21 protein-coding genes are annotated in these 26717 nt (G+C 57.4%); all 21 read left to right on the plus strand.

From position 1 onward, the window contains the following. Positions 1 to 4: 4 nt before the first annotated feature. Positions 5 to 856, plus strand: a complete 852-nt coding sequence (locus tag GIW69_RS07255; protein ID WP_236481445.1) for a hypothetical protein — start codon at positions 5 to 7, stop codon at positions 854 to 856. Continuing rightward, complete coding sequence (locus GIW69_RS07260; RefSeq protein ID WP_236481446.1) at positions 853 to 1242, plus strand: hypothetical protein; 390 nt, start codon at positions 853 to 855, stop codon at positions 1240 to 1242. The genes GIW69_RS07255 and GIW69_RS07260 overlap by 4 nt, the downstream gene beginning before the upstream one ends. Before the next feature lie 93 nt (positions 1243 to 1335). Next, the gene (gene tssF, locus GIW69_RS07265; protein ID WP_236481447.1) at positions 1336 to 3123 is read left to right on the plus strand and encodes a type VI secretion system baseplate subunit TssF; all 1788 of its coding nucleotides are present in this window, start codon (positions 1336 to 1338) and stop codon (positions 3121 to 3123) included. Further along, entirely contained in the window at positions 3087 to 4094 is a 1008-nt protein-coding gene (gene tssG / locus GIW69_RS07270) for a type VI secretion system baseplate subunit TssG (protein WP_236481448.1), read from the plus strand. Before tssF ends, tssG begins: the two co-directional genes overlap by 37 nt. 11 nt (positions 4095 to 4105) lie before the next feature. After that, entirely contained in the window at positions 4106 to 6763 is a 2658-nt protein-coding gene (gene tssH, locus GIW69_RS07275) for a type VI secretion system ATPase TssH (RefSeq protein ID WP_236481449.1), read from the plus strand. 10 nt (positions 6764 to 6773) lie between these two features. Then, on the plus strand, positions 6774 to 8294 hold the full coding sequence (locus GIW69_RS07280; protein ID WP_236481450.1) for a sigma 54-interacting transcriptional regulator: 1521 nt from the start codon (positions 6774 to 6776) through the stop codon (positions 8292 to 8294). 93 nt (positions 8295 to 8387) lie between these two features. Next, positions 8388 to 8528, plus strand: a complete 141-nt coding sequence (locus GIW69_RS07285; protein WP_008030659.1) for a hypothetical protein — start codon at positions 8388 to 8390, stop codon at positions 8526 to 8528. An 18-nt stretch (positions 8529 to 8546) separates the two neighbouring features. Then, the gene (gene tagH / locus GIW69_RS07290) at positions 8547 to 9743 is read left to right on the plus strand and encodes a type VI secretion system-associated FHA domain protein TagH (RefSeq protein ID WP_236481451.1); all 1197 of its coding nucleotides are present in this window, start codon (positions 8547 to 8549) and stop codon (positions 9741 to 9743) included. Positions 9744 to 9748: 5 nt separating this feature from the next. Further along, positions 9749 to 10249 carry a type VI secretion system lipoprotein TssJ gene (gene tssJ, locus GIW69_RS07295; RefSeq protein ID WP_236481452.1) on the plus strand — a complete coding sequence of 167 codons (501 nt, stop codon included), beginning with the start codon at positions 9749 to 9751 and terminating at the stop codon, positions 10247 to 10249. Positions 10250 to 10251: 2 nt separating this feature from the next. Beyond that, positions 10252 to 11583: a type VI secretion system baseplate subunit TssK gene (gene tssK / locus GIW69_RS07300; protein WP_236481453.1), complete on the plus strand. Its 1332-nt coding sequence runs from the start codon at positions 10252 to 10254 to the stop codon at positions 11581 to 11583. A gap of 5 nt (positions 11584 to 11588) precedes the next feature. Further along, entirely contained in the window at positions 11589 to 12464 is an 876-nt protein-coding gene (gene icmH / locus GIW69_RS07305; RefSeq protein WP_236481454.1) for a type IVB secretion system protein IcmH/DotU, read from the plus strand. Between the two features lie 13 nt (positions 12465 to 12477). Next, on the plus strand, positions 12478 to 16002 hold the full coding sequence (tssM, locus tag GIW69_RS07310; protein ID WP_236481455.1) for a type VI secretion system membrane subunit TssM: 3525 nt from the start codon (positions 12478 to 12480) through the stop codon (positions 16000 to 16002). Further along, entirely contained in the window at positions 16002 to 16730 is a 729-nt protein-coding gene (locus tag GIW69_RS07315) for a PP2C family protein-serine/threonine phosphatase (protein ID WP_236481456.1), read from the plus strand. The genes tssM and GIW69_RS07315 overlap by 1 nt, the downstream gene beginning before the upstream one ends. Beyond that, positions 16727 to 17743: a serine/threonine-protein kinase gene (locus GIW69_RS07320; protein ID WP_236481457.1), complete on the plus strand. Its 1017-nt coding sequence runs from the start codon at positions 16727 to 16729 to the stop codon at positions 17741 to 17743. Before GIW69_RS07315 ends, GIW69_RS07320 begins: the two co-directional genes overlap by 4 nt. Positions 17744 to 17771: 28 nt before the next feature. Then, the gene (tssI, locus tag GIW69_RS07325; protein ID WP_236481458.1) at positions 17772 to 20207 is read left to right on the plus strand and encodes a type VI secretion system tip protein TssI/VgrG; all 2436 of its coding nucleotides are present in this window, start codon (positions 17772 to 17774) and stop codon (positions 20205 to 20207) included. 11 nt (positions 20208 to 20218) lie between these two features. Beyond that, complete coding sequence (locus GIW69_RS07330; protein WP_236481459.1) at positions 20219 to 21991, plus strand: peptidoglycan-binding protein; 1773 nt, start codon at positions 20219 to 20221, stop codon at positions 21989 to 21991. Position 21992: 1 nt separating this feature from the next. Beyond that, complete coding sequence (locus tag GIW69_RS07335) at positions 21993 to 22496, plus strand: hypothetical protein (protein ID WP_236481460.1); 504 nt, start codon at positions 21993 to 21995, stop codon at positions 22494 to 22496. Between the two features lie 289 nt (positions 22497 to 22785). Next, positions 22786 to 23397, plus strand: a complete 612-nt coding sequence (locus GIW69_RS07340) for a hypothetical protein (RefSeq protein ID WP_186743934.1) — start codon at positions 22786 to 22788, stop codon at positions 23395 to 23397. Between the two features lie 171 nt (positions 23398 to 23568). Then, a complete protein-coding gene (locus GIW69_RS07345) occupies positions 23569 to 24318 on the plus strand; it encodes a lysozyme inhibitor LprI family protein (RefSeq protein WP_236481461.1) in 750 nt (249 codons plus the stop codon). Positions 24319 to 24799: 481 nt separating this feature from the next. After that, a complete protein-coding gene (locus GIW69_RS07350; protein WP_236481462.1) occupies positions 24800 to 25261 on the plus strand; it encodes an XAC2610-related protein in 462 nt (153 codons plus the stop codon). Between the two features lie 20 nt (positions 25262 to 25281). Then, a complete protein-coding gene (locus tag GIW69_RS07355; protein ID WP_236481463.1) occupies positions 25282 to 26649 on the plus strand; it encodes a lysozyme inhibitor LprI family protein in 1368 nt (455 codons plus the stop codon). The last annotated feature ends 68 nt before the right edge of the window (positions 26650 to 26717 follow it).

A 26717-nucleotide genomic window follows, 5' to 3' on the forward strand; every position in this document is an offset into this window, starting at 1 on the left:
AAACATGGAGACCATAATCAATATTGATGGTGTCGCTTACACGTTTGTGACGCAGGAAGAGGTGACTACGCTTAAAGTTCTTGCTGAAACAACTGAAAGCAAAGATACGAAGCCAAAGAAAGTAGATCTCCCTTCTGTGTGGATTATTACCAGGAAAAGTGGAGTTCCTCTCTTCGCTTTGAAACCAGGCAAGGATGACTCTGCATTCAGAATTATCACCGCAGAAAAGCTATACGCAGAAAAAGGTCAGTGGTTTGAACCGTTGGCTAGGTATTACAGAGAACTTATCTGGCTTAATCCTGAGACAATGCAGGCTGGAACAGAATCAAATACCGCATATAAACATGTCACTTGGCAGGAGCTGATTGACTTTGCTGTGGTTGATCGTTTTTCTTTTACCTTTCACTCCGGACTGCCAGGCGACTGGAAATTCCAGAGCTCTGGTGGTGACGAATTCCTGATGGTGTTCATGGAGGATAAACCCTATTGGACTGACGGAATCGGCCAAGTCCCTTTTGCGGTTAATACCTACAGAAAATATCTGCGAGAAACAAAGCAGGTAGATATCGCAATAAAGATGGCTGGCGAAACGGGTGTGAAGTGGGGGGACGGCAAAGCTTATACTGGCGCAGAGAGAGGGCCGAAAGACGTTTACGACAACTTCATAATATTGCGAGGAATATTGTGGGCGAAGGAAAACTGTAAGTTAGTGGTAAAAAAAGACACGGTATATGATAAAGGTATTCCTCGCGCAATTGAACTCGCTGACGCACCTTACGTGCCTGTGTCTAATGCGAAGTTGGTAAATTCGATTTCGCAAGCCGATATGGATCAATATGGGACATGGAATAAATGAATACTCGTCGCTGGATTGGTCTTGTGCCACATTTGATAGTGTGTGTCATTTACATCCCATTGCATAATTATGGTGTCGATTTGTATATAGATATGTATGGTGGGCTGACATCTAGAGGTGTCGGTATTGGAATGACGCCGGATCTGATGGTTCAGTATTTTGTATTGATGAATGCTATAACTTTTTTTATTTCCAATCTTAAGTTAAAACTTGTTTTTGTCGCATTTATGCTGGCACTTATTTTGTTTTATTTTTTGCCACACTATCCCGTCCGTGCGATGGCGTACACATTAATGGGCGGCATTCTGACTTTTTCAGCGATATTCGCTGGTCAGTTAATTGATCGCCATTTTTTTTCGAAAGGAACAGTTGAAACACGACAGTAGGGCGTCATCGCCGACGTTGCCCGCGGGGATTTCTTAGCCCGCATGAGTCGTTCTGCTGTTTTTTAATGAGTTCCACTACCAGGCAGGTAACCCGTGTCCTTTAACCACTACTACCAAAGCGAACTCACCGCACTGCGCCAGCTCGGTCGCCGTTTCGCCGAGCGTAGTCCGGCGCTGGCGCCGTATCTGGGGCAGACCGGACGGGATCCGGATGTGGAGCGGTTGCTCGAAGGCTTTGCGTTTCTCACCGGGCGCCTGCGCCAAAAGCTCGATGACGAGTTGCCGGAGCTCAGCCATTCGCTGATGCAGCTGCTGTGGCCGAACTACATGCGCCCGCTGCCGGCGTTCAGCATTTTGCAGTTTGATCCGCTCAAGCGTTCGGGGCCGGCGCTGCTGGTCGAGCGCGATACGCCGATCGAGAGCAAGCCGATCGATGACGTGCGTTGCCGCTTCCGCACCTGCTATCCGACCGAAGTGCTGCCGCTGGACTTGGCTGCGCTGAATTACTCGGTGAAGGGCGATGGCTCGCTGCTCAGCCTGCGCCTGGAAATGAGCGCCGACGGCCACCTCGGCGAGCTTGAACTGAGCAAGTTGCGCCTGCACTTTGCCGGTGAACGCTACATCAGCCAGATGCTTTACCTGAGCCTGCTGCGCAACCTCGACGGCATCGAACTGATTCCCCTCGACGGCGCCGGCAAGCCCATCGACGGCGTCAGCGGTAAGCCGATGGCGTTCAAGATTCCCGGCGACCGGGTCACTCCGGTGGGCTTCGCCGAAGAAGAGGCGTTGATCCCGTATCCGCTGAACACCTTCCGTGGCTATCGCTACCTGCAGGAATACTTTGCGTTCCAGGACAAGTTCCTGTTCGTCGACGTCAACGGTCTGGACATCCTCAAGGCGCTGCCGGAAGACACGCTCAAGCAGATGCGTGGCCTCGAGTTGCGCTTCGACATTCGCAAGAGCGGCATCATGCGCATGCGCCCGACGCTGGATAACGTGAAGCTGTTCTGCACGCCCATCGTCAATCTGTTCAAGCACGACGCGCTGCCGATTCGCCTCGATGGCAAGCAGGACGAATACTTGCTGCTGCCGGCGGAGTACGACCTGGAAAACTGCGGCGTGTTCTCGGTGGAAACCGTGACCGGCTGGAAGCCCGGCGGCCTCGGTTATCAGGAATACGTGCCATTCGAATCCTTCGAGCACGACCCGAGTTTCGACGTGCCCAACAGCCGCCCGCATTACAGCATTCGCCAGCGTTCGTCCTTGCTGCATGACGGCCTCGACACTTACCTGAGCTTCGGCATCCGCCACACCGAAGCCCACGAAACCCTGTCGATCGAGCTGATCTGCACCAACCAGAACCTGCCGCGCAAGCTCAAGCTCGGCGAGATCTGCATGGCCTGCGAAGAGACCCCGGAGTTCCTCAGTTTCCGCAACATCACCCCGGCCACGTCGAGCTTCGCGCCGCCGTTGAACCGCGACTTCCTGTGGAAGTTGATCAGCAACATGTCGCTTAACTATCTGTCGCTGGCGGACGTCAATGCGTTGAAGGTGATTCTGGAAACCTACGACTTGCCGCGCTACTACGACCAGCACGCGGAAAAGGTCAGCAAACGCCTGCTTGGCGGCATCAAGCACATCAAGCATCACCACGTGGATCGGTTGCACCGTGGCTTGCCGGTACGCGGCTTGCGCACCGAGCTGACCATCGACCCGGAAGGGTATATCGGCGAGGGCGACCTGTTCGTTTTCGCTTCGGTTCTTAACGAGTTTTTTGCGCTTTACGCCAGTCTCAATTCGTACCACGAGCTGCGGGTAAAAAGCACACAGGGAGAGGTGTACCAATGGACACCACGTATGGGCCTGCAGCCCCTGCTTTAAGCGGGCTGACGAAGGTAATACGCGAGTACTCGCTGTTTCAGGCCGTGCTGCTGGTCATCGACCGGCTGCGCGCGGCGCACCCGCACCTGAGCGAAGACGATCTTTACGATCACGTGGAGTTCCAGGCCAACCCGAGCCTGGGCTTTCCGCGCAGCGATGTCGATCGTGTGGAGTTTTTCGAAGAGCACGGGCAGATGCGTGCGCGTATGCGGTTCAACCTGATAGGCCTCGTCGGTTCCGGTTCGCCGCTGCCGGCGTTCTACGGCGAACAGGCCTTGGGCGACAGCGAAGACGGCAACCCGACGCGCAATTTCCTCGACCTGTTCCACCATCGCCTGCAACGCCTGATGCTGCCGATCTGGCGCAAATACCGCTACCGCGCCAGCTTCCAGAGCGGCGCGGTCGATCCATTCTCCTCGCAGCTGTTTGCGCTGATTGGCCTCGGTGGAGAAGAGATCCGCAAGGCCAAGGAACTGAACTGGAAACGCCTGCTGCCGTACCTCGGTTTGCTCAGCTTGCGGGCGCACTCGGCGGCCCTGATCGAAGCGGTGCTGCGTTACTACTTCAAACACGAAAACCTGGTCATCGAGCAGTGCATCGAGCGTCGTGTGGAAATTCTCGACGAACAACGCAATCGTTTGGGACGCGCCAACAGCTTGCTCGGCGAAGACCTGGTGCTGGGCGAACACGTGCGCGACCGCAGCGGCAAATTCCGCATCCACATCACCGAACTCGACTGGCAGCGCTTCCACGAATTCCTGCCGATCGGTTTCGGCTACCAGCCGCTCTGCGCGCTGGTGCGGTTCACCCTGCGTGACCCGCTCGACTACGACATCCGCCTGGTGCTGCGCCAGGAAGAAATCCGCGAACTGCGCATTGGTGAGCAGAACGCCTGTCGCCTCGGTTGGACCAGTTGGCTGGGCCGCGAAAAAGCGGACGGCGTGGTGACCCTGGGCAGCAAAATTCATTAAGGACGTGAACCATGATCAACGTTGACCTGCAACAACTCATCCAGGCGCTGGACGCCGAAACCCGCCGTGATCTGGAGCGTTCAGCCGAGCGTTGCGTCGCCCGTGGCGGCAGCAAGATCCTCGTCGAAGACTTGATGCTCGGCTTGCTGGAACGCCCGAACGGGCTGCTGTCCCGCGCCCTGCAAGACGCCGATGTCGATGCCGGTGAGCTGAGCGCCGCCCTGCAATCGCGGGTTGAACACAGCGCTTCGCGCAACCCGGTGTTTGCCCCGGAACTGGTGCAATGGCTGCAAGACGCTTTGCTGGTGGCCAACCTTGAACTGGGCCAGACCCAGGTCGAAGACGCCGCGTTGATCCTCGCGCTGCTGCGCAATCCGATGCGCTACGCCGGCAGCCGTTATCAACCGCTGCTCGCCAGGCTGAACATCGATCGCCTGAAAGAATTCGCCCTGTCGCAACAGGAGCAACCGGCGGCCAACGGCAAACCGGCCGCCCAAGGTGAATCGCTGCTTCAACGCTTCACTCACAACCTGACCCAGCAGGCCCGCGACGGCAAACTGGACCCGGTGCTGTGCCGTGACGGCGCGATCCGTCAGATGGTCGACATCCTCGCCCGTCGCCGCAAAAACAACCCGATCGTGGTCGGTGAGGCTGGTGTCGGCAAAACCGCCATCGTCGAAGGCCTGGCCTCGCGCATCGCTGCCGGTGAAGTGCCGCAAGTGCTCAAAGGCGTCGAACTGCTGTCGCTGGACATGGGCTTGTTGCAGGCCGGCGCCAGCGTCAAAGGTGAATTCGAGCGTCGTCTGAAAGGCGTGATCGACGAGGTCAAAGCCTCGCCAAAACCGATCATCCTGTTCATCGACGAAGCCCACACCCTGATCGGCGCTGGCGGCAATGCCGGTGGCTCCGATGCGGCCAACCTGTTGAAGCCGGCGCTGGCGCGGGGCGAGTTGCGCACCATCGCGGCGACCACCTGGGCCGAATACAAGAAATACTTCGAGAAAGACCCGGCCCTGGCTCGTCGTTTCCAGCCGGTGCAATTGCATGAGCCGACCGTCAGCGAAGCCGTGACCATCCTCCGTGGTCTGGCCCAGGTCTACGAGAAAAGCCACGGCATCTACCTGCGTGACGACGCTGTGGTCTCTGCCGCCGAGCTGTCCGCTCGTTATCTGGCCGGTCGGCAACTGCCGGACAAGGCTGTCGACGTGCTCGACACCGCGTGCGCCCGCGTGCGCATCAGCCTTGCCGCCGCGCCGGAGAGCCTCGAACGCCTGCGTGGCGAACTGGCCGAAGGTGGCCGTCAACGTCAGGCGCTGCGCCGCGATGCCGAGGCCGGTCTGCTGATCGACCACGAAGCGCTGGAGGCGCTGGAAGCGCGACTGGACGACGCCGAAAGCGAAATGGTCGCGCTGGAAACTTTGTGGACTGAACAGAAAGCATTGGCCGAGCGTCTGCTGGAGCTGCGTCAGCAACTGGCCAAGGCCCGCGAGGCTGCAGCTGTTGAGCCGACCGTCAGCGTTGAAGAAGACGCCGAAGGCACCGTGATTGAAACTATGGTCGCCGAAGTCGAAGAAGGCCAGAGCGTCGAAGCGCTGGAAGCTCAGCTGCATGAAACCCACGCCGCGTTGACCGCTGCGCAAGTCAAAGAACGCCTGGTCAGCTTCGAAGTGTGCCCGCGTCTGGTTGCCGAAGTGATCAGCGCCTGGACCGGCGTGCCATTGGCGCAACTGGCCCGCGAGCACAACGCCAAGGTCGCCAGTTTCGCCAGCGACCTGCGCACGCGCATCCGTGGTCAGGAACAAGCCGTACACGCGCTGGATCGCTCAATGCGCGCCACTGCCGCCGGTCTGAACAAGCCTGATGCCCCGGTCGGCGTGTTCCTGCTGGTCGGCCCGAGCGGCGTCGGCAAGACCGAAACCGCCTTGGCGTTGGCCGACTTGCTGTACGGCGGCGACCGCTTCATCACGACCATCAACATGTCCGAATTCCAGGAGAAGCACACCGTCTCCCGCCTGATCGGCGCGCCGCCAGGCTACGTCGGCTATGGCGAGGGTGGCATGCTTACCGAAGCCGTGCGCCAGAAGCCGTACTCCGTGGTGCTGCTCGATGAAGTCGAAAAGGCTGATCCGGACGTGCTCAACCTGTTCTACCAAATCTTCGACAAAGGCGTGGCCAACGACGGCGAAGGTCGTGAAATCGACTTCCGCAACACGCTGATCCTGATGACCTCGAACCTCGGTAGCGACCGCATCAGCGACCTCTGCGAAAACGGCGCGCGACCGACCGCCGAAGTGCTCGAAGAAACGATTCGCCCAGTGCTGAGCAAGCACTTCAAACCGGCATTGCTGGCGCGCATGAAAGTGGTGCCGTACTACCCGGTCGGCGGCCCGGTACTGCGCGAGCTGATCGAGATCAAACTGGCTCGTTTGGGTGAGCGCCTGAACCGCCGACAGCTGGATTTCTCGTGGTGCCAGAACCTGGTCGATCATTTGTCCGAGCGCTGCACCCAAAGCGACAGCGGCGCGCGCCTGATCGATCATTTGCTCGATCAGCATGTGCTGCCGCTGGTGGCCGACCGTTTGCTCGATGCCATGGCCACCGGTGAAAGCCTCAAGCGCGTTCATGCGACGCTCGATGGCGACGCCAGCGTGACGTGCGAGTTCGCCTGAGGTGGGTGTGATGTTCACTCAAGTGCCGCAGCCGCTGGCCTATGCCGAAGCCTTGCTGGCGCAGTTCGCCAGCCTGTCGCGGGCGTCGGACGGTGCTGCGCTGCTGGGTGACTTCGTGCGCGGGCTGGCCGATCTCAGCGGTTGTGAACTGACGCAGTTGTATCTGCTCGACGCGACTCACACGTGCCTGGGGATGAATGCCGAATGCCTGGACGGCGTTCTGCAACCCCGGGAAGCAGCAAGCCTTCCGGCGGACTACAACGGTGAGCAGTTGCTGCAATTCGCCCTGTGCCAGAACCGCGTGGTGGCCCTCGACGATTTGAGCGCCAGCCTGCACGAAACCAGTTTCCTGCCGGCAGCGGCGACGCCGTGGCAGTCGCTGCTGTGCGTGCCGCTGGTCAACCGGCAAAAAGCGGTCGAAGGTTTGCTGCTGTGCGCCAGCCGCCGCCATGTCGACTTGCAAGGCTTCGCCGACTCCCTCGGCCAGCTCGGCTCGTTCGTGCTCGGTCAGTTGCATCTGCTGCAGCGTTTGCGGCAGCCGGCCGGCGTCGCGGCCCCGGTGTCGCGCAACCTGCCGAGCGTCAATGGGTATGGTTTGATCGGCAAAAGTGCGGCGATGCGCCAGACCCATTCGCTGATCAGCAAGGTCCTGCACAGCCCCTACACCGTGTTGTTGCGCGGCGAGACCGGCACCGGCAAGGAAGTCGTGGCCCGGGCCATTCACGATTGCGGCCCGCGTCGTTCACAGGCGTTCATCGTGCAGAACTGCGCGGCGTTCCCGGAAAACCTGCTGGAAAGCGAGCTGTTCGGCTATCGCAAAGGGGCTTTCACCGGTGCCGACCGTGATCGCGCCGGGCTGTTCGACGCGGCCAATGGCGGCACCCTGTTGCTCGATGAAATCGGCGACATGCCGTTGTCGTTGCAAGCCAAGTTGCTGCGTGTTTTGCAGGAAGGTGAAATTCGTCCGTTGGGCTCCAACGACACCCACAAGATCGATGTGCGCATCATCGCTGCAACCCACCGGGATCTCTCAGTGATGGTCAGCGAAGGTAAATTCCGCGAAGACCTGTTCTACCGCCTCGCGCAGTTCCCGATCGAGTTGCCGGCGTTGCGTCAGCGTGAAGGCGACATCCTTGATCTGGCCCGGCATTTTGCCCACAAGGCCTGCGACTTTTTGCAACGCGATGCCGTGCAGTGGTCACAAGAAGCGCTTGAGCATTTGTCGGGTTATGCCTTCCCCGGCAACGTGCGCGAACTCAAAGGCCTGGTCGAACGCGCGGTGTTGCTGTGCGAGGGCGGAGAGTTGCTGGCCGAGCATTTTTCCCTGCGCATGGAACCAGTGCCCGAAGACAACAACGGTCTGAACCTGCGTGAACGGCTGGAGAAAGTCGAACGCAGTCTGCTGCTCGATTGCCTGCGCAAGAACGACGGCAACCAGACTCTCGCCGCCCGCGAACTGGGCCTGCCACGCCGCACGCTGCTGTACCGCCTCGGGCGGCTGAATATCAATCTGGGAGATTTCGATGGCTAGGCAAACGCCCCTCGTTTTCACCCTGTCCGCTAATAACAGCGCCGCCCGCAAGGGCTGGCGCTTTGTGCTTTGTCTACCTTTGGAGACCCTCTGATGTCTGTTCGTCACTGGCAAGCCGTCCTGCTGACCCTCGTCGTTCTATGCGGCCTCGGCGGCTGTAGCGGCAACTACAAATTCAACGACAACACCTATCGCCCGTTGGGTGATCCGCAAGCGGTCAATCGCGGCAAGTGACCGCAAGGAGCATCAAACATGGAACTGGTTTTCGAAATGCTGCAAACCAAGCAGTTCGTGCCCACGGAGTTGTGCCAAAAGACGTTCAAGCAAGCCGGCGGCGTGATCGGGCGGGGCGAGGATTGCGACTGGATCATCCCTGACCGCAAGCGGCATTTGTCCAATCACCACGCGGTGATCAGCTACCGCGAGGGTACGTTTTTCCTGACCGACACCAGCAGCAACGGGGTGACCAACAGCGAAAGCGGCGCGCGACTGCACAAGGGCGAGCCGGTGCGGATCGAACACGGCAGCATCTACGTGTTGGGCGATTTCGAAATCCGCGCGCGACTGGTGCGTGACCCGGCGACGTTCGAGGGCGAAGTCGGCCGCCCACGCGCGGCCGGCAGCATCATTCCGGATGACGCGTTCCTCGATCTCGATCCGCTCAACGCCCTCGAACAACAAGAGCGCGTGTACTCGGAAATCGATGAACTGCTGGCGCCCAATACCACGCCGGAAGACAGCCGTCAGCGTGCTGACTACGCACGCATCGACATGGAAAGCCTGATGGTGCCGGAGCTGATCGACGCCCCGGCCGAGCCCGAGCCAGCGCCCGCGCCGAAAGCCGTGGAGCGTCAGCGCGAAGGTTTCTGGGATCACTTTGGCGCCGCCCTCGGCGTGGATCTCAAAGGCCTCGACCACGATGCCCGCGAAGCCCTGGCGCTGAACGCTGCCCGTCTGCTCAAACAGAGCGTCGGCGGTTTGCAGCAGAGCTTGCGCACCCGTTCCGAGTTGAAAAACGAACTGCGCCTGGCCCAAACCACCGTCCAAGGCACCAACAAGAACCCGCTGAAATTCGCCGTCGATGCCGGTGAAGCCTTGGGGATTCTGTTGCAGCCGCACAAGCCGGGTCATCTGCCTGCCGAGCAAGCAATCTCCCGCGCATTCCGCGACTTGCAGGCGCATCAGGTGGCGTTGCTGACCGCCAGCCGCGCGGCGGTTCGCGGCACCCTCGAACACTTCTCGCCGCAGCAACTGACCCTGCGTTTCGAACGCGACAACAAGCCGTTGCTCGCCACTTCGGGCAGCCGCTGGAGAGCCTACGGCCGTTATCACCAGGCACTGCGTCAGGACGATGACTGGAGCGAGCGCTTGCTGGCCCGCGACTTCGCCCAGGCTTACGAAGAACAGATCCGCCTGATTTCCACCCTCCACACCGACCACCAAGGATGATGCGCATGTCTCGCCGCTCTATCGCTTTTTTCAAGACGCTGACTGCGCTTATCGCCCTGGTGCTGATGGCCGGCTGCTCGTCATTGTCGCCGTATTCCAACGTGACCAAGCTGAACCTGAAGCTGACCGGCAGCGACCAGCTCAACCCGGATCTCAACGGGCGTCCGTCGCCAATCGTCGTGCGTCTGTTCGAGCTCAAACACCCGGTGACATTCGAGAACGCCGATTTCTTCAGCCTCTACGAGCGCGCCAAGGAATCCCTGAATCCGGATCTGGTGGCCAGCGAAGAACTCGAACTGCGCCCGGGCGAAACCATCGAGCTGAAACTCAGCGTGGAAGAAGGCAGCCGTTACGTCGGCGTCCTCGCGGCCTATCGCGACCTGCCGGAAACCAACTGGCGCTACACCGTGCAAATCACCCCGGTGGAAGTCACCGAGGCTGACCTGACCCTCGACCAGGCTGGCATCCGCAATACCCATCAAGTGCTCGCCAAGGTGGATGACTGATCATGAATACCCATAAAGTCATCTGGCAGGAAGGCATGCTGCTGCGCCCGCAGCACTTCCAGCACAACGATCGCTATTACGAACACCAGATGAAGACCCGCACCAAGTTGCTGGGCGGTTATACCTGGGGTTTTCTCGACCTGGAGATCGACCTGCAATTCCTCAACATGGGCAAACTGGTGATCAGCGCTGCCTCGGGTATTCTGCCGGACGGCAGCCTGTTTGAGCTGGGTGGCAACACCGAGCCCCTGGCGCTGGACGTACCGCCGAATACCGGCAACACGCCGATCTATCTGGCACTGCCACTGGTCACGGGCAACCACATCGAATCGCGCCGTCCGGATCAGTCCGACGTGCTCGCGCGCTACACCGCGTACGAGGCCGAAGTAGCCGACTCCAACGCCGGCGACGATTCCTCCAGCCAAGTCAGCTGCGGCCGTCCGGATTTCAAACTCTTGCTCGGCGAGCAACAGAGCGACCAGGCCTACGTGAAACTGAAAATCTGCGACGTGCTCGACACCACGCCTGACGGCGTGATCAGCCTCGATCCGGATTTCGTGCCGACGTTCATTCAGGCGCATTCGTCCAGTTACCTGCTGTCGTGCCTGAAAGAAGTCATCAGCATGCTCGGTCACCGTGGCGACACGATTGCCGAGCGCATCCGCTCCAACGGCAAGGTCGGTGGCGCGGAAGTCGGCGATTTCATGATGCTGCAACTGATCAACCGCACCGAACTTGTGTTGCGCCATTACCTGGGGCTTGAGCAGGTTCACCCGGAAGAGTTGTACCGCACGCTGCTGGGCATGCTCGGCGATCTGGCGACGTTCTCCAGCGACAGCAAACGCCCGCGTCTGGACAGCCGCTACTCCCACGCCGACCAGGGCGCGAGCTTCCGCAAACTGATGGAGTCGATTCGCCAAGTGCTGTCGATGGTGCTCGAACAGCACGCCATCGAACTGATCCTGCAAGCGCGTCAGTACGGGATCATCGTGTCGCCGTTGCACGACCACAAACTGCTCGGCTCGGCGTCGTTCGTGCTGGCGGCCAGCGCCAACTGCGACTCCGAAGAATTGCGCCATCGCTTGCCGGCGCACCTCAAGGTCGGCCCGGTGGAGCGTATCCGCCAACTGGTCAACCTGCATCTGCCGGGCATCAAGGTCAAACCGTTGCCGGTGGCACCACGACAGATCGCGTTCCACTCCAACAAAACCTATTTCATCCTCGAACTCAGTTCCGAAGACCTGGCACAACTCGAGCGCTCGGGCGGCTTCGCATTCCACGTGTCCGGCGAATTCGCCGAGCTTGAACTGAAATTCTGGGCCATCAGGAACTGACCGACATGATCAAGGATAGAGAACACCATCAGGACGACAAAACCGTCCTGCTCGACCGTCAGGGCCATGGCCCGGCCGCCAGTCCGCTGACCGACTTCGCGGCGCCGCCGCGTTTCGAGCAACTGGAAGAACGGATGATCTACGCGGCGCGCCTGCGTCCGGCGGAGGCTTTCAACATCAGCCTCAATTCGCTGGTGGCGGCATCGTCCGAACTGCTCTCCGAAGTGGTACGGCTCAAGCACAGCGCAACCCGCGAGGACCTGTACGCGCTCAATGAGCGCCTGACTGCCGGGCTCAAATTGTTTGAAGTACGCGCCCTGCACAACGGCGCCGAAAGCAGTCAGGTGATGGCCGCCCGTTACGTGCTCTGCACCGTGGTCGACGAAGCCGTCGTGACCACGCCGTGGGGTAATGAAAGCGAGTGGTCGCAGATGAGCCTGTTGAGCAGCTTCCACAACGAAACCTTCGGCGGCGAGAAGTTCTTCCAGTTGCTCGATCGCTTGTCGAAAAACCCGGTCAAGCATTTGCCCATGCTGGAGCTGATGTACCTGTGCCTGTCGCTCGGTTTCGAGGGCAAGTACCGCGTGCAGGCACGCGGCATGCTCGAACTCGAAGGCATCCGCGACGCCTTGTACCGGCAGATCCGCCAGTTGCGTGGCGATGTGCCGCGCGAGTTGTCGCCGCATTGGGAAGGCTTGAACGATCAGCGCCGCAGCTTGGTGCGCATCGTACCGGCGTGGATGGTGGTGCTGTTCACGTTCGTGTGCCTGGTGGTGATGTATTCGGGTTTCGCCTGGGTTTTGGGCGAGCAGCGCGACACCGTATTGCAACCCTATCAGCCGATTGATCCAGTAGCGGTTCAGCCGCAGACGCAGCCGTAAACAGGGACGTGTGATGAAAAAGTTCTTCAAAAAAGTCGGCGCCTTTCTGCGCAAGACGTGGGTCTGGACACTGCTGCTCGTATTGTTCGTGGCGCTGCTGGTCTGGTTCGTCGGCCCGTTGCTGGCCGTCGATGACTACAAGTTCTGGGAGGGCTCGACCTCTCGTTTGCTGACCATTAGCGTGCTGTTCCTGATCTGGGGCCTGACCATGGTCTTCGTCAGCTGGCGCGCCGGTGTACGCAAAAAAGCGGTCGAGGAATCCGAGGACGGCCAGGATCGCATCCGCCGTGACGAGAAAATCGATGAGGAACAACGGGAACTGAAGCTGCGTTTCAAGGACGCGCTGAAAACCCTGAAAACCTCAAGCCTTTATCGCGGCCGCAGCGAACGCTGGCGCAGTGATTTGCCGTGGTACCTGCTGATCGGTCCGCAGACGAGCGGCAAGACCAGTCTGCTGGATTTCTCCGGGCTGGAATTCCCGATCAACAAGATTGACCGCAAGCTGACCCGCGACACCCTCGGCACTCGTCATTGCGACTGGTACTTCGCCGACCACGGTGTACTGATCGACACCGCCGGGCGTTACCTCACACAGCCGGACGCGGACGTCGACGGCAGCGCCTGGAACACCTTGCTGGAGTTGCTGCGCAAGCGTCGTCGCGGACGTCCGTTGAACGGCGTGCTAGTGACCATTCCGGTGGAAAGCCTGCTGGGCGATGACGAGCAAAACCTCGACACGCTGGCGCGCCAGGTGCGTGCGCGGTTGCAAGAGGTTCATCAGAAACTGCACGTCGACGTGCCGATTTATCTGGTGCTGAGCAAGGCTGACAAGCTGCTCGGTTTCGATGAATTCTTCGACCAGCTCACCCGCGAAGAAAGCGATCAGGTGCTCGGTACCAGTTTCCGCAAGGATCAGGTCGGCACCGACGTGGCGGTGCTGCGCGGCGAATTCGAAGAGCTGCTGCGTCGTCTGAACAGCCAAGTGATCATGCGCATGCACCAGGAGCGCGATACCCAGCGCCGTGGTCGCATCCTCGATTTCCCGCATCAGCTGGGGCAGATCGGCGAGCGCCTGTGCCTGTTCGTCGACATGGCGTTCACCGGCAACCGCTACCAGCGTGCCAGCCAATTGCGCGGTTTTTACCTGACCAGCGCGCCGCACCTGATGCAGGAAATGGACGCTGACGCTGCCGCCATTGGCGCTAATCTGGGCGTCAACAGCGGCGTGCTGCCGACCCTGCGCAGCGGCCGTTCGCGGTTCATTCACCACTTGCTCAGCCGGGTGATTTTCCCCGAGGCCGATCTGGCCGGTCTGGACAAGCGCGAGCGCAGTCGCATTCATTGGGGCCAGCGTGCGCTGTACGTTGGCGCGCTGGGCGCATTGGCGCTGTTCGGCATCTTGTGGGCGGGCGGTTTTTCGGCCAACTACGAGCGTCTGGAAAACCTCCGCTCGATGGCGCAGAACTGGACTCAGCAACGAACGGCGCTGAGCCCGCGTGATGACGCGATGGGCGTGCTGAAAACCCTCGACACGAGCTACGCGGCGACGCAAGTGTTCCCGAACAAGGGCGACGTTGCGTACCACGAGCGCATGGGTCTGTATCAAGGCGAAGACGTCAATCCAACGGTGAAAGACGCCTACGAACGCGAGCTGGAAACTCAGCTGTTGCCGCGTGTCGCGACCCTGCTGGAAGGACAGATTCGCACCAACATGAAAGACCGCGAGCGCCTGCTCAACAGCCTGCGTGCGTACTTGATGCTGAACATGAAGGATCGTCGTGACGCGGCGTGGCTCAAGGATTGGGTCGCCACTGACTGGTCGCTGCGCTACACCGGCAACACCGCCGTGCAAAACGGTTTGAACACCCACTTCGAACGTCTGCTGAAACAACCTTTCATCTATCCGCTGAACGACCAGTTGGTGGCCCAGGCTCGCCAGGTATTGCGCAGCGAATCACTGGCGAACGTGGTTTACCGCATGCTCCGCGAGCAGGCGCGCAACCTGCCGGAATATCGTTTCAGCCAACACCTCGGCCCGCAGGGTTCGTTGTTTGTCGGCACCGATTACGTGATTCCGGGCTTCTATACCCAACAGGGTTATCAACAGTATTTCTCGGTTCAGGGCACTGCACTGGTCACCGACATCCTGCGTGACAACTGGGTGCTGGGCGAAGGTTCGGGTATCAGCGGCATGGACTTGCGTCGCTTGATGGTAGAGCTGGAACAACTGTATTTCCGCGACTACGCCAACTTCTGGAGCGAAGCCGTTGGCCAAGTGGCGCTGCCGCCGATCAACGATGCCGGTGAAGGCGCCGAGCAACTGGCGGGTCTGACTTCGGCTAACTCGCCATTGCTGCAACTGCTGGTGGAAGTGCGCGAGAACACACGCTTCCAGGCCATGGCCGACAGCGCCGATGATGCCGCAGACGCGGCCGAGAAACTCGGCGAGAAGGGTGGCAAGCTCGGCAAACTCGCTGCGGCGGCGGCAGACAAAGCGGCTGACGTCGCGAAGAATCTGCCGGACACCGCGAAGAAATCCCTGCAACGTCGCTTCGAGCCGCTGCATCGTCTGTTGGACGACAACAACGGCCCGGCCGCTGACCTGACCCCGGCACTCAACGCACTCAACGACCTGCAACTGCAACTGGCAAGCCTGGCCCGTGCCAGCGCACCGGAGCAGGCGGCTTACGAACTGGCGAAAACCCGCATGAGCGGCCAGCGTGATGCGCTGAGCAACTTGCGTAATGCGTCTGGTCGTCTGCCACGTCCGGTCAGCGTGTGGTTCAACGTACTGGCCGAAGACACCTGGCGCCTGGTGCTCAACGATGCTTACCAATACCTGAACGGCCGTTATCAGAACGAGCTGTACAGCGTGTATGGCAAGACCATCAACAAGCGCTATCCGTTCAGCGCGAGCAGCACCAGCGACGTGGCGATCAGCGACTTCCGCGACTTCTTCAAGGCGCAGGGCATCGTCGACCGCTTCTTCGACACGTACATGCGTCCGTTCGTCAGCGGCGATCCGGGCAGCTACCGCTTGCGCAGCGTCGACGGTCACAGCCTGCCGATCTCCAAGGTCTATCTCGACCAGATGGCGTCGGCCCAAGTGATCCGCCAAAGCTTCTTCTCGGCCAACCCGGCCGAGCCGCAAGTGCAGTTCAAGCTGGAGCCGTACACCCTTGACCCGGCCGTTAGCCGTTCCGAATTCAAGTTCGGCGATAAGACCATGGAATACCGTCATGGCCCGATCGTGCCGATGTCGTTCAAGTGGCCGACCGACGCCGAAGACGGGCGCACCAGCATCGTGATGGACAAGATGGCGGGGCGTCCGATCGGCATCGAGAAGAACTCCGGCCCGTGGTCGCTGTTCCGACTGTTCGACCTGATGCAGACCGAATACCTGACCGGGCGTGACGTGCTGGTGCTGAAAGCCGACGTGGGCGGCCTGCGCGCCAACTACCTGCTGACCAGCCAACGCACGCCGAACCCGTTCGACATGGGCGTGCTGCGCACCTTCCGTATGCCGGTGCAGCTCTGATGCTGGTTGCCAGTCCCTGGCGCAGCGCGGCGCGTACCGACCCGGGCAAGGTGCGGGCGCGCAACGAAGATGCTTTTCTCGACTGTCCACAGCAAGGGCTGTGGGTGGTCGCGGACGGCATGGGCGGTCATCAGGGTGGCGACATCGCCAGCCAGTTGATCGTCGCCAGCCTGGCGGAGTTGCCGCAACACGACGATTTCGACGAGCGCCTCACCGCCATCCGCCAGTGCCTGCACTGGCTGAACCGGCGCTTGGGGCAGGAGTTGACCGTCACTGCCGGCCGTCACGACAGCATCATGGGCAGTACCGTCGTGGCGCTGCTGGTGGAAGGCAATCGCGCGGCCTGCATCTGGGCCGGCGACAGCCGCTGCTATCTGTGGCGCGGCCAGCGGTTGTATCAACTGTCGAAGGATCATTCGTTGCAGCAACAACTGATCGATGAGCAGCAAATGAGCGCCGAACAGGCAGCGGCGCACCCGTCCGCCCAGGCGTTGACCCGGGCGGTCGGTGCGGCCGAGCAACTGACCCTGGATGTACTGGAACTGGAGGTGTATCCGGGCGATGCGTTTTTGCTCTGTAGCGATGGGCTGTATCACGGTTTGAGCAGCGATGCCCTCGGCAGCGCCCTGAGCCTGAGCGCGCCGCACGTGGCGCTGGAACGTCTGTTCGACGGCGCCCTGCGTGGCTCCGCCCGGGATAATTTGACCGCCGTGGTGATCCGCCAATGAGTGAATTCGAGTCGCCAGTCGACGACCTGCTGATCAGCGAAGAGCAGGCCAACAACCTGACCTACTTCGCCTTCGCCAAGTCGTTGAACGGCATACCGAACGACGCCGAACCTGTGCTGGCCCCGACCAAGACGAGCATGGGTGAACTGCCGGACGTTCTGGCCGGCCGCTATCGCCTCGAGCGTCTGCTCGGGGCCGGTGGCATGGGCGCGGTTTACCGGGCACGGGATCTGTTGCACGAACAGTTCGGCGACCCCGACCCTTACGTTGCGCTGAAAATCCTCAGCGAAGAATTTGCCGAGTCGCCGGACGCCAGTGCCTTGCTCTACGGCGAGTTCGCCCTGACCCGACGCCTGCGCCACGACAACGTGCTGCATCCGTACACGTTTGAAGTGGACACTGATTGCCAGCGGGCCTTCATCACCATGGAACTCATGCGTGGCCTGACCCTGGACAAATTACTCTGCGAGCGGCCATTGGGCCTGCCGTGGAAAGAGCTGCGCGACATCGTACTGCCGCTGCTTGACGCGCTGGCCTACGCCCACGCGCGCGGCGTGCTGCACGGTGACATGAAACCGAGCAACGTCATGCTCAGCGAAGAAGGCCTGCGCCTCTTCGACTTCGGCCTCGGTCAAGCGGAGGAGGGCATCCTGCCCGGCCTGCCGCACCTGAGCCGCGAGCGTTTCAACGCCTGGACACCGGGCTACGCCGCCCCCGAACTGCTTGAGGGCCAACCGTTGTCGGCCAGCGCGGACGTATACGGCGTGGCCTGCGTGATCTACGAACTGGCGGGCGGCAAACACCCGTTCCGCCGCTTGCCATCGACCGAGGCGCGCGACGCGCAGCTCGAACGCGAACTGCACGCACCCCGAAATCTGCCGAAGCACTGCTGGCCAGCCCTGCGTAAAGCGCTGGCCTTCGATCCGGCGCACCGCACCATCACGGCCGCCCAGTTGTTAGAAGCAATGAGCGCCTCATCGTCCTGGCTGCAACGTCTGCGACTTCGGGCCTAACGGATGACATTCGAACAGGGAGCACACAATGTTCAACTCAGCTAACGAAACGCACTTCAGCCTGACGGTGGAAGACTATGCGGGCGACCTGCAAGTGCTGTCGTTCACCGGCACCGAAGGCATCAACCAGCCGTTTCGCTTCGACCTCGAACTGGTCAGCGAAAACCCTGATCTGGACCTTGAGCAGCTGCTGCACAAGCAGGCTTTCCTCGCGTTCGATCCGCAGGGTTCGGGCATCCACGGCCAGATCTACCGCGTCGCCCAGGGCGATGCGGGCAAGCGCCTGACCCGCTACAAAGTCTCGCTGGTGCCACAACTGCAATACCTGCATCACCGCACCAACCAACGCATCTACCAGCAGATGTCGGCGCCGAAAATCATCGCGCTGATCCTCGAAGAACACGGCATCAAGGGCAACGCCTACAGCTTCCAGCTGAGCCAGCCGTGCCCGGATCGCGACTACTGCGTGCAGTACGACGAAACCGACCTGCACTTCGTCCAGCGCTTGTGCGAAGAAGAAGGCATTCACTACCACTTCCAGCACAGCGAAAAAGCCCACCTGCTGGTGTTCGGCGACGACCAGACCGTGTTCCCGAAACTCGGCCAGCCAACCGCCTACGTGCAAGGCAGCGGCATGGTCGCTGACGAACCGGTGATCAAAGGCTTCAAACTGCGCCTGGAAACCCGCACCGGCCGCGTCACGCGCCGCGACTACGACTTCGAAAAACCGCGCCTGCAAATGGAAGCGGCGTACAAACCTGAAGGCGAAAGCACTGAACCGGATCTCGAAGACTACGACTACCCCGGCCGCTTCATCGACCGCGCGCGCGGCAAATTCCTCAGCCAGCGCGCCCTCGAACGCCATCGCGCCGACTACCGTCAGGCCGAAGGTCGTGGCGACCAGACCAAACTGGTCAGCGGCCACTTTATGGAAATGTCCGACCACCCGCGCACCGAGTGGAACGACCTCTGGCTGCTCACCGAAATCTTCCACGAAGGCAAACAGCCACAAGTCCTCGAAGAGAACGTGACCAGCGACACCACCGACAACAAAGACGACTTCCACCAGGGCTACCGCAACCGCTTCCTCGCGACCCCGTGGGACGTTTTCTACCGCCCGGCCCTCGAACATCCGAAACCCCGCGTGCTCGGCAGCCAGACCGCCCACGTCACCGGCCCGAAAGGCGAAGAAATCCACTGCGACCAATACGGCCGCATCAAAGTGCAATTTCACTGGGACCGCGAAGGCCTCGCCGACGACAAAACCAGCTGCTGGATGCGCGTCTCCAGCTCCTGGGCGGGCGACCGCTACGGAGCGATCAGCATCCCGCGCATCGGCATGGAAGTTCTCGTCACCTTCCTCGAAGGCGACCCCGACCAGCCCCTCGTCACCGGTTGCCTGTACCACAAGGAAAACCCGGTGCCCTACGAACTGCCGGCGAACAAGACCCGGAGCGTCTTCAAAACCCTCAGCTCGCCGGGGGGCGGTGGTTATAACGAACTGCGCATTGAAGACAAGAAAGGTGCGGAGCAGATCTACATCCATGCGCAGCGCAACTGGGATGAAAACGTTGAGCATGACCAGAAGATTCGGGTTGGTAATGAACGTCACGACACGGTGGTTAAGAACAGCTACACCGAGCTCAAGGCCGAAGAACACCGCACCACGATTGCCGACCGCAAAATAGAAACGCGGATGGACGATCACCTGACGATTGGGCAGAACCAGCATGTGAAGTTGGGTACGGCTCAGCTCACCAGTGTAGGGAAAGAGATACACCTCAAGGCTGGGGACAAGATTGTTATTGAAGCGGGGACGGAGCTGACCATTCTTGGGGGTGGGAGCTTTATCAAGCTGGATGGCGGTGGTGTGACGGTGGTTGGGCCGGTGGTGAAGATCAATGCTGGTGGTTCGGCGGGGAGTGGGACCGGGATCGGGATTAAGCCGCCGGTGCTGCCGGGGGCGGCGGATAAGGATAAGGCGGGGAGTTTGATGGATCAGGCGTTGTTGAATGCGTCGGCATCTACTCCGCCAGCATCGGAGAAAAAGAGCTTCCGTATTCAGATGAAACGTCCCTATGACAAAAAAGGTATTGCTGGACAGCCCTATACGCTGGAAGTGGATGGAGTGACCTACAAAGGCACAACTTCTAGTGAAGGGTTTGTTGACCAGCCAGTTCCGCCCGATGCGAAGAAGGGCAAGCTTACTTTTTATCCTTTTGGCGCAGAATCTCAGCCATGGGTATGGGAGTTGGACTTGAAAGCTCAGTCGGAAGCCTCGGACGTGAAAGGGTTTCAGTCCCGCCTTAAAAATCTTGGGTTCTATGATGGGAAAATCGACGGTGAAAATGGCCCGAAAACGAAGCATGCCACCCGTTGTTTCCACCGTTCTTGTGAGTTGGCAGACAAAGATTATCTTTCTTCCAGCGATATTAAGCGTCTCGAAGAACAGCATACTGCATAAGGGAATGAGCAATGATTTACGGTAATTTTGATCTCCGTAAAAAGGATCATGACGGAAAACCTGCGCAGAACACACCTCCACGTTGGGGAGGTGTTGATAACCCACCAGTTGCTATTACTAATGCTGAAACAGCTGGTGCAGCTTCGGGGAATAGCGCGGCCTTAGCAGTGCCAGAGCATGTAAGAAAGCTTCAGGAGGACTTGATTGGTCTAGGATTCTCTGTACTAGGCAAACCTACTGGGGAGTTTGATACTAGGACCGAGTGGGCCGTTCGAGAATTTCAGATATATGCTTCAATGGCACAGGTTGCATGTGTTAGAGCTGAAAAAAAGGGGCAGCTGCTGCTAGATCAGGCTGGTTCCCCCGTGCGGATAAATAACTTGGATGTTTACTATGACGGCTCGGCGGGTGTTGTAGCCAAAGCTGGAAAAGCTCCGGTTGTTAGCGGGTCAACTGTAGGTCCTGTAACTTATTATGTTGATAGTCTTCAGTCTATAGCTAACTCTGCAAAGTATGTTGGTCCTGTAAGCGGTGTCGTGAATGAAAAGACCAGAGTGGCGATAGAATACTGGCTCGATAACAACTATCGGTGTCCAGTTGTTTTTGAAGCTTGGAAGATAACAGCTGGAAATAGGACCGAGTTGGCTCAAAAGGGTTGTAATATTTGGGCTCATGATAGTTTTACTGAGGGCGGCCCAAGAGTTGTGTTCAGGGATTTCAGTAGTTACTTTGCGTTTCCAGATGGCCGTGCTCAAACAGAATATCATGCAGTTGGTTACTACCAGACCGGAACCTATGGTGGACCTAATGCGGGGAAAACGCATAGTTGGTCCTCCCAGACTGAAATGACAGTTGAGAAAATAACCGGTGCCCCCGCTAACCCAGCGCAACTAAATAGTCCAGCTCTTTCAACATATCGGACGATAAGGGTGGTTGCGGAAGCAGAATGTTTTGGTCGATTTGACGTACTAAACGCTTGGGATAATGCTCTTATTTCTGGCGGGCCTTGCCATTGGACTATGGGGCTATATTCATCAAATCCAAATATAAATGCATATGGGAAAGGTGAGCTTCCTGGATTTATGGCCTACCTGAATAATCGTGAGCCTGAAATTTTTAAAAAGGTTTTTAGTAATTTTGGTTTATATCCAACGAAGGCATGGAATAGTCCGGGTTTGTATAACGAAGATCTAATGACCTATGCGGCTTGGGTCAAACTCGCAAATGATAGTTACGCTGTTTCGCAAGCAACTCATTCCGACAGTGAGTTCACAGAATTAGGCGACTCGAAAGACGAGGCGCATTATCTGAAAACGTGGCATTGGTTTTATCGATTGAGTATGGCTGCGCGCACAATGCCTGGGTATAGAGCAGCAATGTGGTCTATGGCCAAACTAAGACTAAGGGAAATACTGACTGACCCGATTAGCTTCAGTGTTGGCGGTGTGGTCGTCAATAGTACTATAGGGACTATCTATACCTCGGAGAAGGCAGTGGCCATACTTTTGCGTTGGCATGTTTGGCGACCTTCACACATCGTTGGTGTACCACAATACAATCAGCTTCGCCATGTCCTTCAAAACACGATAAACACGTCGGGAGGGGTGAATTGGCAACTCCCGATTGCTAGCTGGGGGGCGGCACATGAGTCGGCACTGACAACAAAATTATTTAATGCTTTAGAAGCGTTGAATGATTCGATCACTGGAGCCATAGTTTATGGTTCCGGTCAAGTTCAAGGTGCCGTTAGGACTGGTCGTCACACATTCATTATGGAGAATTGATATGAGATATTTTTTGTTGCTTGCATTTTTTTCGGCTACGGTCAACGCTGCCCCTATAGATGTATGTGCTCCGGCAGATGATGCTAAATATTTTTTATCCCAGTGGACGGAAGGTGTACGTGATTTTGATTTGCTTTCTCGAATTGAAGATGAAAAATTTTCAATTGAGGAAGGAAAGGTTGTCACTAGTGAAGATATCAATGGTGACGGAGTGAAAGATTTTATTTTTCTTTCATATTCAAGTGCCGGGTCGAGCGGTGATTTTATTTATGAATTTCTAATTCAATGTCGTGGCTTTTTAAGAAACGTTGGTGGTGAGTATTTTGCTGATGTGAAGGTTCTCGATACTCATCCAAAAGATAGTCTATTTAGAGATATTAAAATCTACTCTTATAACAGGGATAAGCAAGATCAAATTATGCACAGGGATGGTAAGCCACTAACAACCTCTCACATTTGGCATTTTAACCCGGAAACTAAGCTGTATGAAGGTGAGTCATGGTAGCGCATAGAGAAAATGGACTGTTGTATTCTATGTAAATAGTTTGTGTGAAATGGGGACAGACCACGTTTTAAAAATGATCCGAAAAAACGTGGTCTGTCCCCATTTTTAGTCAAAAACAAACTGCTGGGAATTGCCGACTCTAATGACATACCAAAAATGACTCGACGTATTAGGGATGACGGTTCTTTAGTCGGGACCGATGCTGCTCACCCTTGGCCGGCTGCCGCGAACTTCTCGGCTCGTGAAATAATGATAAATAATCTTCAAAGATTTTACTGAGGTCATTTGAATGATTCGCCCAATGGTGTTTTTGTTATCCATTTATAGTGGCGCTGCTTATTCGGCTTCAACTGAGCATAGCCTGATATGTAAAGAAGCTGATCAGAATGCCGATCAAGCTAGCTTGACTCTTTCTTTTGAAGGGGGAGTCTTCTCTCTTGATAATGCTGATCGCGGATGTCGGTCAGATTATGTTGCTAGAGAAGTGGCGGGGACCGAAAATATAGCAATTATATTTTCTTATCCAACCAGTGATGATATGGGTCTAAACGCTCAGGTTATGATTTTTTCTGCTGTAGCTAAAGGTGGAAAGGCCACATATATCGGAGACATTCCTGCTAGTGCTTCGGAGTTGGAGGATGGTACCTATAAAGATATTCAACAGTCCGGTGATTCAATTTACGAAAACGTTTACCGTATTGAAAGCACAAAAGTTGTGACTTTGATTCCAGGTAAAGAGCTGATCATTTCTGGCGAGCAATGTGTTTATAAGGAAGCGGGTAGCACTGTCTGTCAAAGGATGAAAGGCACCTTCAAAAAACCTGTGTGCGTCCTCAATAATGGTGAGCGCAAGGTCCTCGCGGATGCGAAGGAGTGCATGGACATGAGAGAAAGTCTTTGAGGAAAAGGGAACTGAGGAAAAGGGGACGGATTTATTTGTTGCGCTCGACCGCTTTGAATTTGGTTGAGAACTTAAATAGGTCTGGCCCGCTTGTCGGTTCTCACTCTATCTTCTGTCGCAGGCCCGTTCAGAATTGAACGGATCACTGAGTTTTTTTACGGACGCCAAGGAATGCAGATTTTCAGATTCAGCCTCATTTTTTTACTTTCAATACTGCCGCCTGTGGTCTTGGCTGAGGGCACGATGATTGCCACCATCCTTCAGGCCGACTTTTCCAAGGACCCGGAAGTCCGGTTGCTTGTCAGAGTCGTCGATGTGGGTGGCGGTTCGGATACCCCTTCCATGGCGGTTCGTAATCAATGCCTGGAGAGGAAGGTGTCCGCAGAACGTCCTGGGCCGGATCCGTGCTTTTCGATAGAGATCACTGAGAGCAAAAAGCAACGGGCCATTGTTCGGCAAACGCTATTGAATGATCCTCAGCGCACAACCGACCCTATCTATTTGGAAATTATTTATCGCTCGGAGGTCAGCGAGAGCGATCCGACGAATCACCATCAGCGATTCGCCACACTGAAGATCGAAGAAAACGGCCTCTACAATTGGAACAATGAAAGCGAACAGGCATTGGCGGACGTTGAGTGGTTTCCCTCGGGAAATGGTGTTCTTGATCTGATGGTTCCTGACGCGGATGCATTGTTGAACTCTGTATATCGGGATCGTATGAGTCGGCTGGACGAAAGCGGTCAGAAAGCACTGAGGGAAACTCAAAGAGCCTGGATGAAATTTCGAGATGCGGAGTGCCAGTCCGACCCGAAATCGAGTAAATCAGTTTTCGGTGAGTGGTCCGATGCCTGCCTAATTCGCGCGACGATAGAGCGTGCTCGCCAATTGGCTTTGGCACCGGACAAGAGCAGACGTTGAAACGGACAAGCCAGAGCATTCGCGCGAAAGCGTCGACTTGGATGAGCATGAACAAACTTTTCTTTCTCTTTTTTGCGCTATTTCCTTTAGGCGCTCAAAGCGCAGTCACCACCGAATCACTTTGCTTCGAACTATGCCAATCGAGCCCGGTAAAGTTCGAACTCCGGACCTACTACGACGAAGCCAGCAAATGGTCCGGTGGTTTCGTGTAGTACGCCAAATTCAGTGAACCAATTTCCATTGTTCTAACGGATTCCGAGAACGAAATTCTCGACCCGGACGCCCCTTGGCAGCACACCAGAACTTGGTCCGAAATCGTCAACGGCGAGGTCACGGGGACTTATGAGTTGATGACACAAGGCTCGCAGATCGTCTCGATGTCTTACACAAAGCAGTCCAACGGTAAGGCTTATAGCTTCGGAATCAGCACCAGCATCACTCCTCTCTCGAGTCCGGATGCAAGTGGAAGTAGGGCGAGTACATGCAAATCAAAAATCTAGCGGTATCACTGCTTGGCCTGATGTGGACGATCCCGGCGTTAGCCGAAACCACCACGTTCAGCCCAACCAAAGGCATCAACGCGACGCTGGTTCTCGAAGGCTCCAAGCTGGGTATCGCGGTTAAAAGCGAAACGCACAGCGAGTCGCGAACAATCGATTTTGAAGCCGAGAATGAACTCCATGTGCAGTTCGATGATTTCAATTTCGACGGCGCCCAGGATTTCGCGATCTGGCAGCTGGATGACGGCATGGGCACTTACGACTACTACCGGGTATTCGTTTACCAAGCCAAAACCGGCACGTTCGAAGAGTTGCAGCCGGACTGCGGCGATGGCTTCGTTAACCTGCGCGTCGACAAAAAACGTAAGACGTTGCTCAGCACTTACTGGGGCATGAACGGACCAGATCAATGCATCACCCGATTCACTAAACGCAAAACCTGAATGACTCAAGGATGAACACCGTGAAACGTTTTGTTTTTACCCTGCTAGCCGCGCTGCTGCTGCCAGTTTCTGCGGTCTATGCGCAGGACGACTGCAGCCATGTCTCCTCAAGCCGGGAAATGGTGCCCTGCTCGGAGGCGGCGAAGAAGGCTGCCGATACGCAGTTGAATGCCAGCTACAAGCAGCTGATGACGCGACTTGAGTCTGACTATCGAGCAGATCCGGCATTGGGCGCGGAGTACGCCGCGAAGGTCAAAGAGTCGCAACGTGCGTGGTTGAAGTTGCGCGATGCTAACTGCCCTTTGGAGGCATTCGAGATCAAGGCGGGGATGCCGGCGCATGTGTTCGCGGTTAACTCGTGCATCGCCAGAATGAGTCGTGAGCGCTCGGCGTACCTTGACAAGATTGTCCCTGCTCTTGCATCCGACAAGAACGCTTCGACGGCTCCCACCAGCGACGCTTGCCCCTCGGAGGAGTTCGCGCCTTTCCTGACAGCATTTTCCGCCAACAGCGAATCACAACGCCGTCTCACGGCGTTGACGGTCAAGTCGCTGGTGTTGAAACCGGTAGCGGGAAAGGCTCGAAGTACTTTTGAGCCTTCGACCTCGGGTGTTAGTGGCACCAGTTTCACCTATCCGCTGATGGCTGCAATCACACCCGGCAAGACACCTGGAGTCGAGATCGAAGAGGTCGACGACAGTCACGTCAACGTGGTGGATAAGCGAGCGGGCAACAGCAATATCAAGATTTTCAACTTCTCTCGTCAGGCGTGCTGGGTGCTTGAGGGGATTGAGGATTGGTCGATCAGTGAGAAGGATCTTGTGGCAACAGACAACCCGGGAATGAGCCGCGCCGAGAACTTCTGTTATCAACGTGCAGAAGCTTTAGGTGGACTTGGGTTTCTTGAGCAATACCGGCTGACAGCGGAGTTAATTGAAGCGTCCCTTGAAAATTTTGTGTGTGCTGCAGAGTCGGGTGATGCACAGGCGAGCCTGTCGGCGGCAAGCCTGAGCCTTTCGCAAATGGCGTCTCAGTTGGAAACGAGCAAGGTAGAGGCGTTGTTCAAAGCGGCCTCGAAAATACCGAGTGGCGCGTTGGCCTATGCCACGTTTTTTTGTGTCGGAAACTCCACCGACTATAGCGGCCCTTGCCTCCATCCCGAGCAGGCGAAAGAGCAGGTCATTCGGGCGATCACCATGGGTTCCACAGACGCGATGAATTATCTGGCCTCGACCTTCGAAGGTGGCGAGTTTGGAACGAAGGATATGTCCCGAGCGTTAGCCTGTTATCAAATGGCGGCTGACAAAGGTAATCAGGTGGGCATCTTCAACGTGGGGCGATTGGGATCGCAGGGCGCTGAACCGATCAAAGCCAGTCACTGCATCTGAAATGCCGGGTCATGTCTGATGCGTTTTCGCAGTCGTTCAGTCTGAATCCGTCGGGTAAAACGTCTAGT

Origin of the sequence: Pseudomonas syringae, assembly GCF_021605415.1 — a bacterium.
Classification (GTDB): domain Bacteria; phylum Pseudomonadota; class Gammaproteobacteria; order Pseudomonadales; family Pseudomonadaceae; genus Aquipseudomonas; species Aquipseudomonas syringae_S.

Bases quoted from the DNA above. Each gene is read 5' to 3' on its own strand.
- tssM (WP_236481455.1), top strand. From the start codon at position 12,478: ATGAAAAAGTTCTTCAAAAAAGTCGGCGCCTTTCTGCGCAAGACGTGG.
- GIW69_RS07315 (WP_236481456.1), top strand. From the start codon at position 16,002: ATGCTGGTTGCCAGTCCCTGGCGCAGCGCGGCGCGTACCGACCCGGGC.
- GIW69_RS07260 (WP_236481446.1), top strand. From the start codon at position 853: ATGAATACTCGTCGCTGGATTGGTCTTGTGCCACATTTGATAGTGTGT.
- tssJ (WP_236481452.1), top strand. From the start codon at position 9,749: ATGTCTCGCCGCTCTATCGCTTTTTTCAAGACGCTGACTGCGCTTATC.
- icmH (WP_236481454.1), top strand. From the start codon at position 11,589: ATGATCAAGGATAGAGAACACCATCAGGACGACAAAACCGTCCTGCTC.
- GIW69_RS07340 (WP_186743934.1), top strand. From the start codon at position 22,786: ATGATTCGCCCAATGGTGTTTTTGTTATCCATTTATAGTGGCGCTGCT.
- tssG (WP_236481448.1), top strand. From the start codon at position 3,087: ATGGACACCACGTATGGGCCTGCAGCCCCTGCTTTAAGCGGGCTGACG.
- GIW69_RS07255 (WP_236481445.1), top strand. From the start codon at position 5: ATGGAGACCATAATCAATATTGATGGTGTCGCTTACACGTTTGTGACG.
- tagH (WP_236481451.1), top strand. From the start codon at position 8,547: ATGGAACTGGTTTTCGAAATGCTGCAAACCAAGCAGTTCGTGCCCACG.
- GIW69_RS07335 (WP_236481460.1), top strand. From the start codon at position 21,993: ATGAGATATTTTTTGTTGCTTGCATTTTTTTCGGCTACGGTCAACGCT.
- GIW69_RS07285 (WP_008030659.1), top strand. From the start codon at position 8,388: ATGTCTGTTCGTCACTGGCAAGCCGTCCTGCTGACCCTCGTCGTTCTA.
- GIW69_RS07330 (WP_236481459.1), top strand. From the start codon at position 20,219: ATGATTTACGGTAATTTTGATCTCCGTAAAAAGGATCATGACGGAAAA.
- GIW69_RS07280 (WP_236481450.1), top strand. From the start codon at position 6,774: ATGTTCACTCAAGTGCCGCAGCCGCTGGCCTATGCCGAAGCCTTGCTG.
- tssH (WP_236481449.1), top strand. From the start codon at position 4,106: ATGATCAACGTTGACCTGCAACAACTCATCCAGGCGCTGGACGCCGAA.
- tssI (WP_236481458.1), top strand. From the start codon at position 17,772: ATGTTCAACTCAGCTAACGAAACGCACTTCAGCCTGACGGTGGAAGAC.
- GIW69_RS07345 (WP_236481461.1), top strand. From the start codon at position 23,569: ATGCAGATTTTCAGATTCAGCCTCATTTTTTTACTTTCAATACTGCCG.
- tssK (WP_236481453.1), top strand. From the start codon at position 10,252: ATGAATACCCATAAAGTCATCTGGCAGGAAGGCATGCTGCTGCGCCCG.
- GIW69_RS07320 (WP_236481457.1), top strand. From the start codon at position 16,727: ATGAGTGAATTCGAGTCGCCAGTCGACGACCTGCTGATCAGCGAAGAG.
- GIW69_RS07350 (WP_236481462.1), top strand. From the start codon at position 24,800: ATGCAAATCAAAAATCTAGCGGTATCACTGCTTGGCCTGATGTGGACG.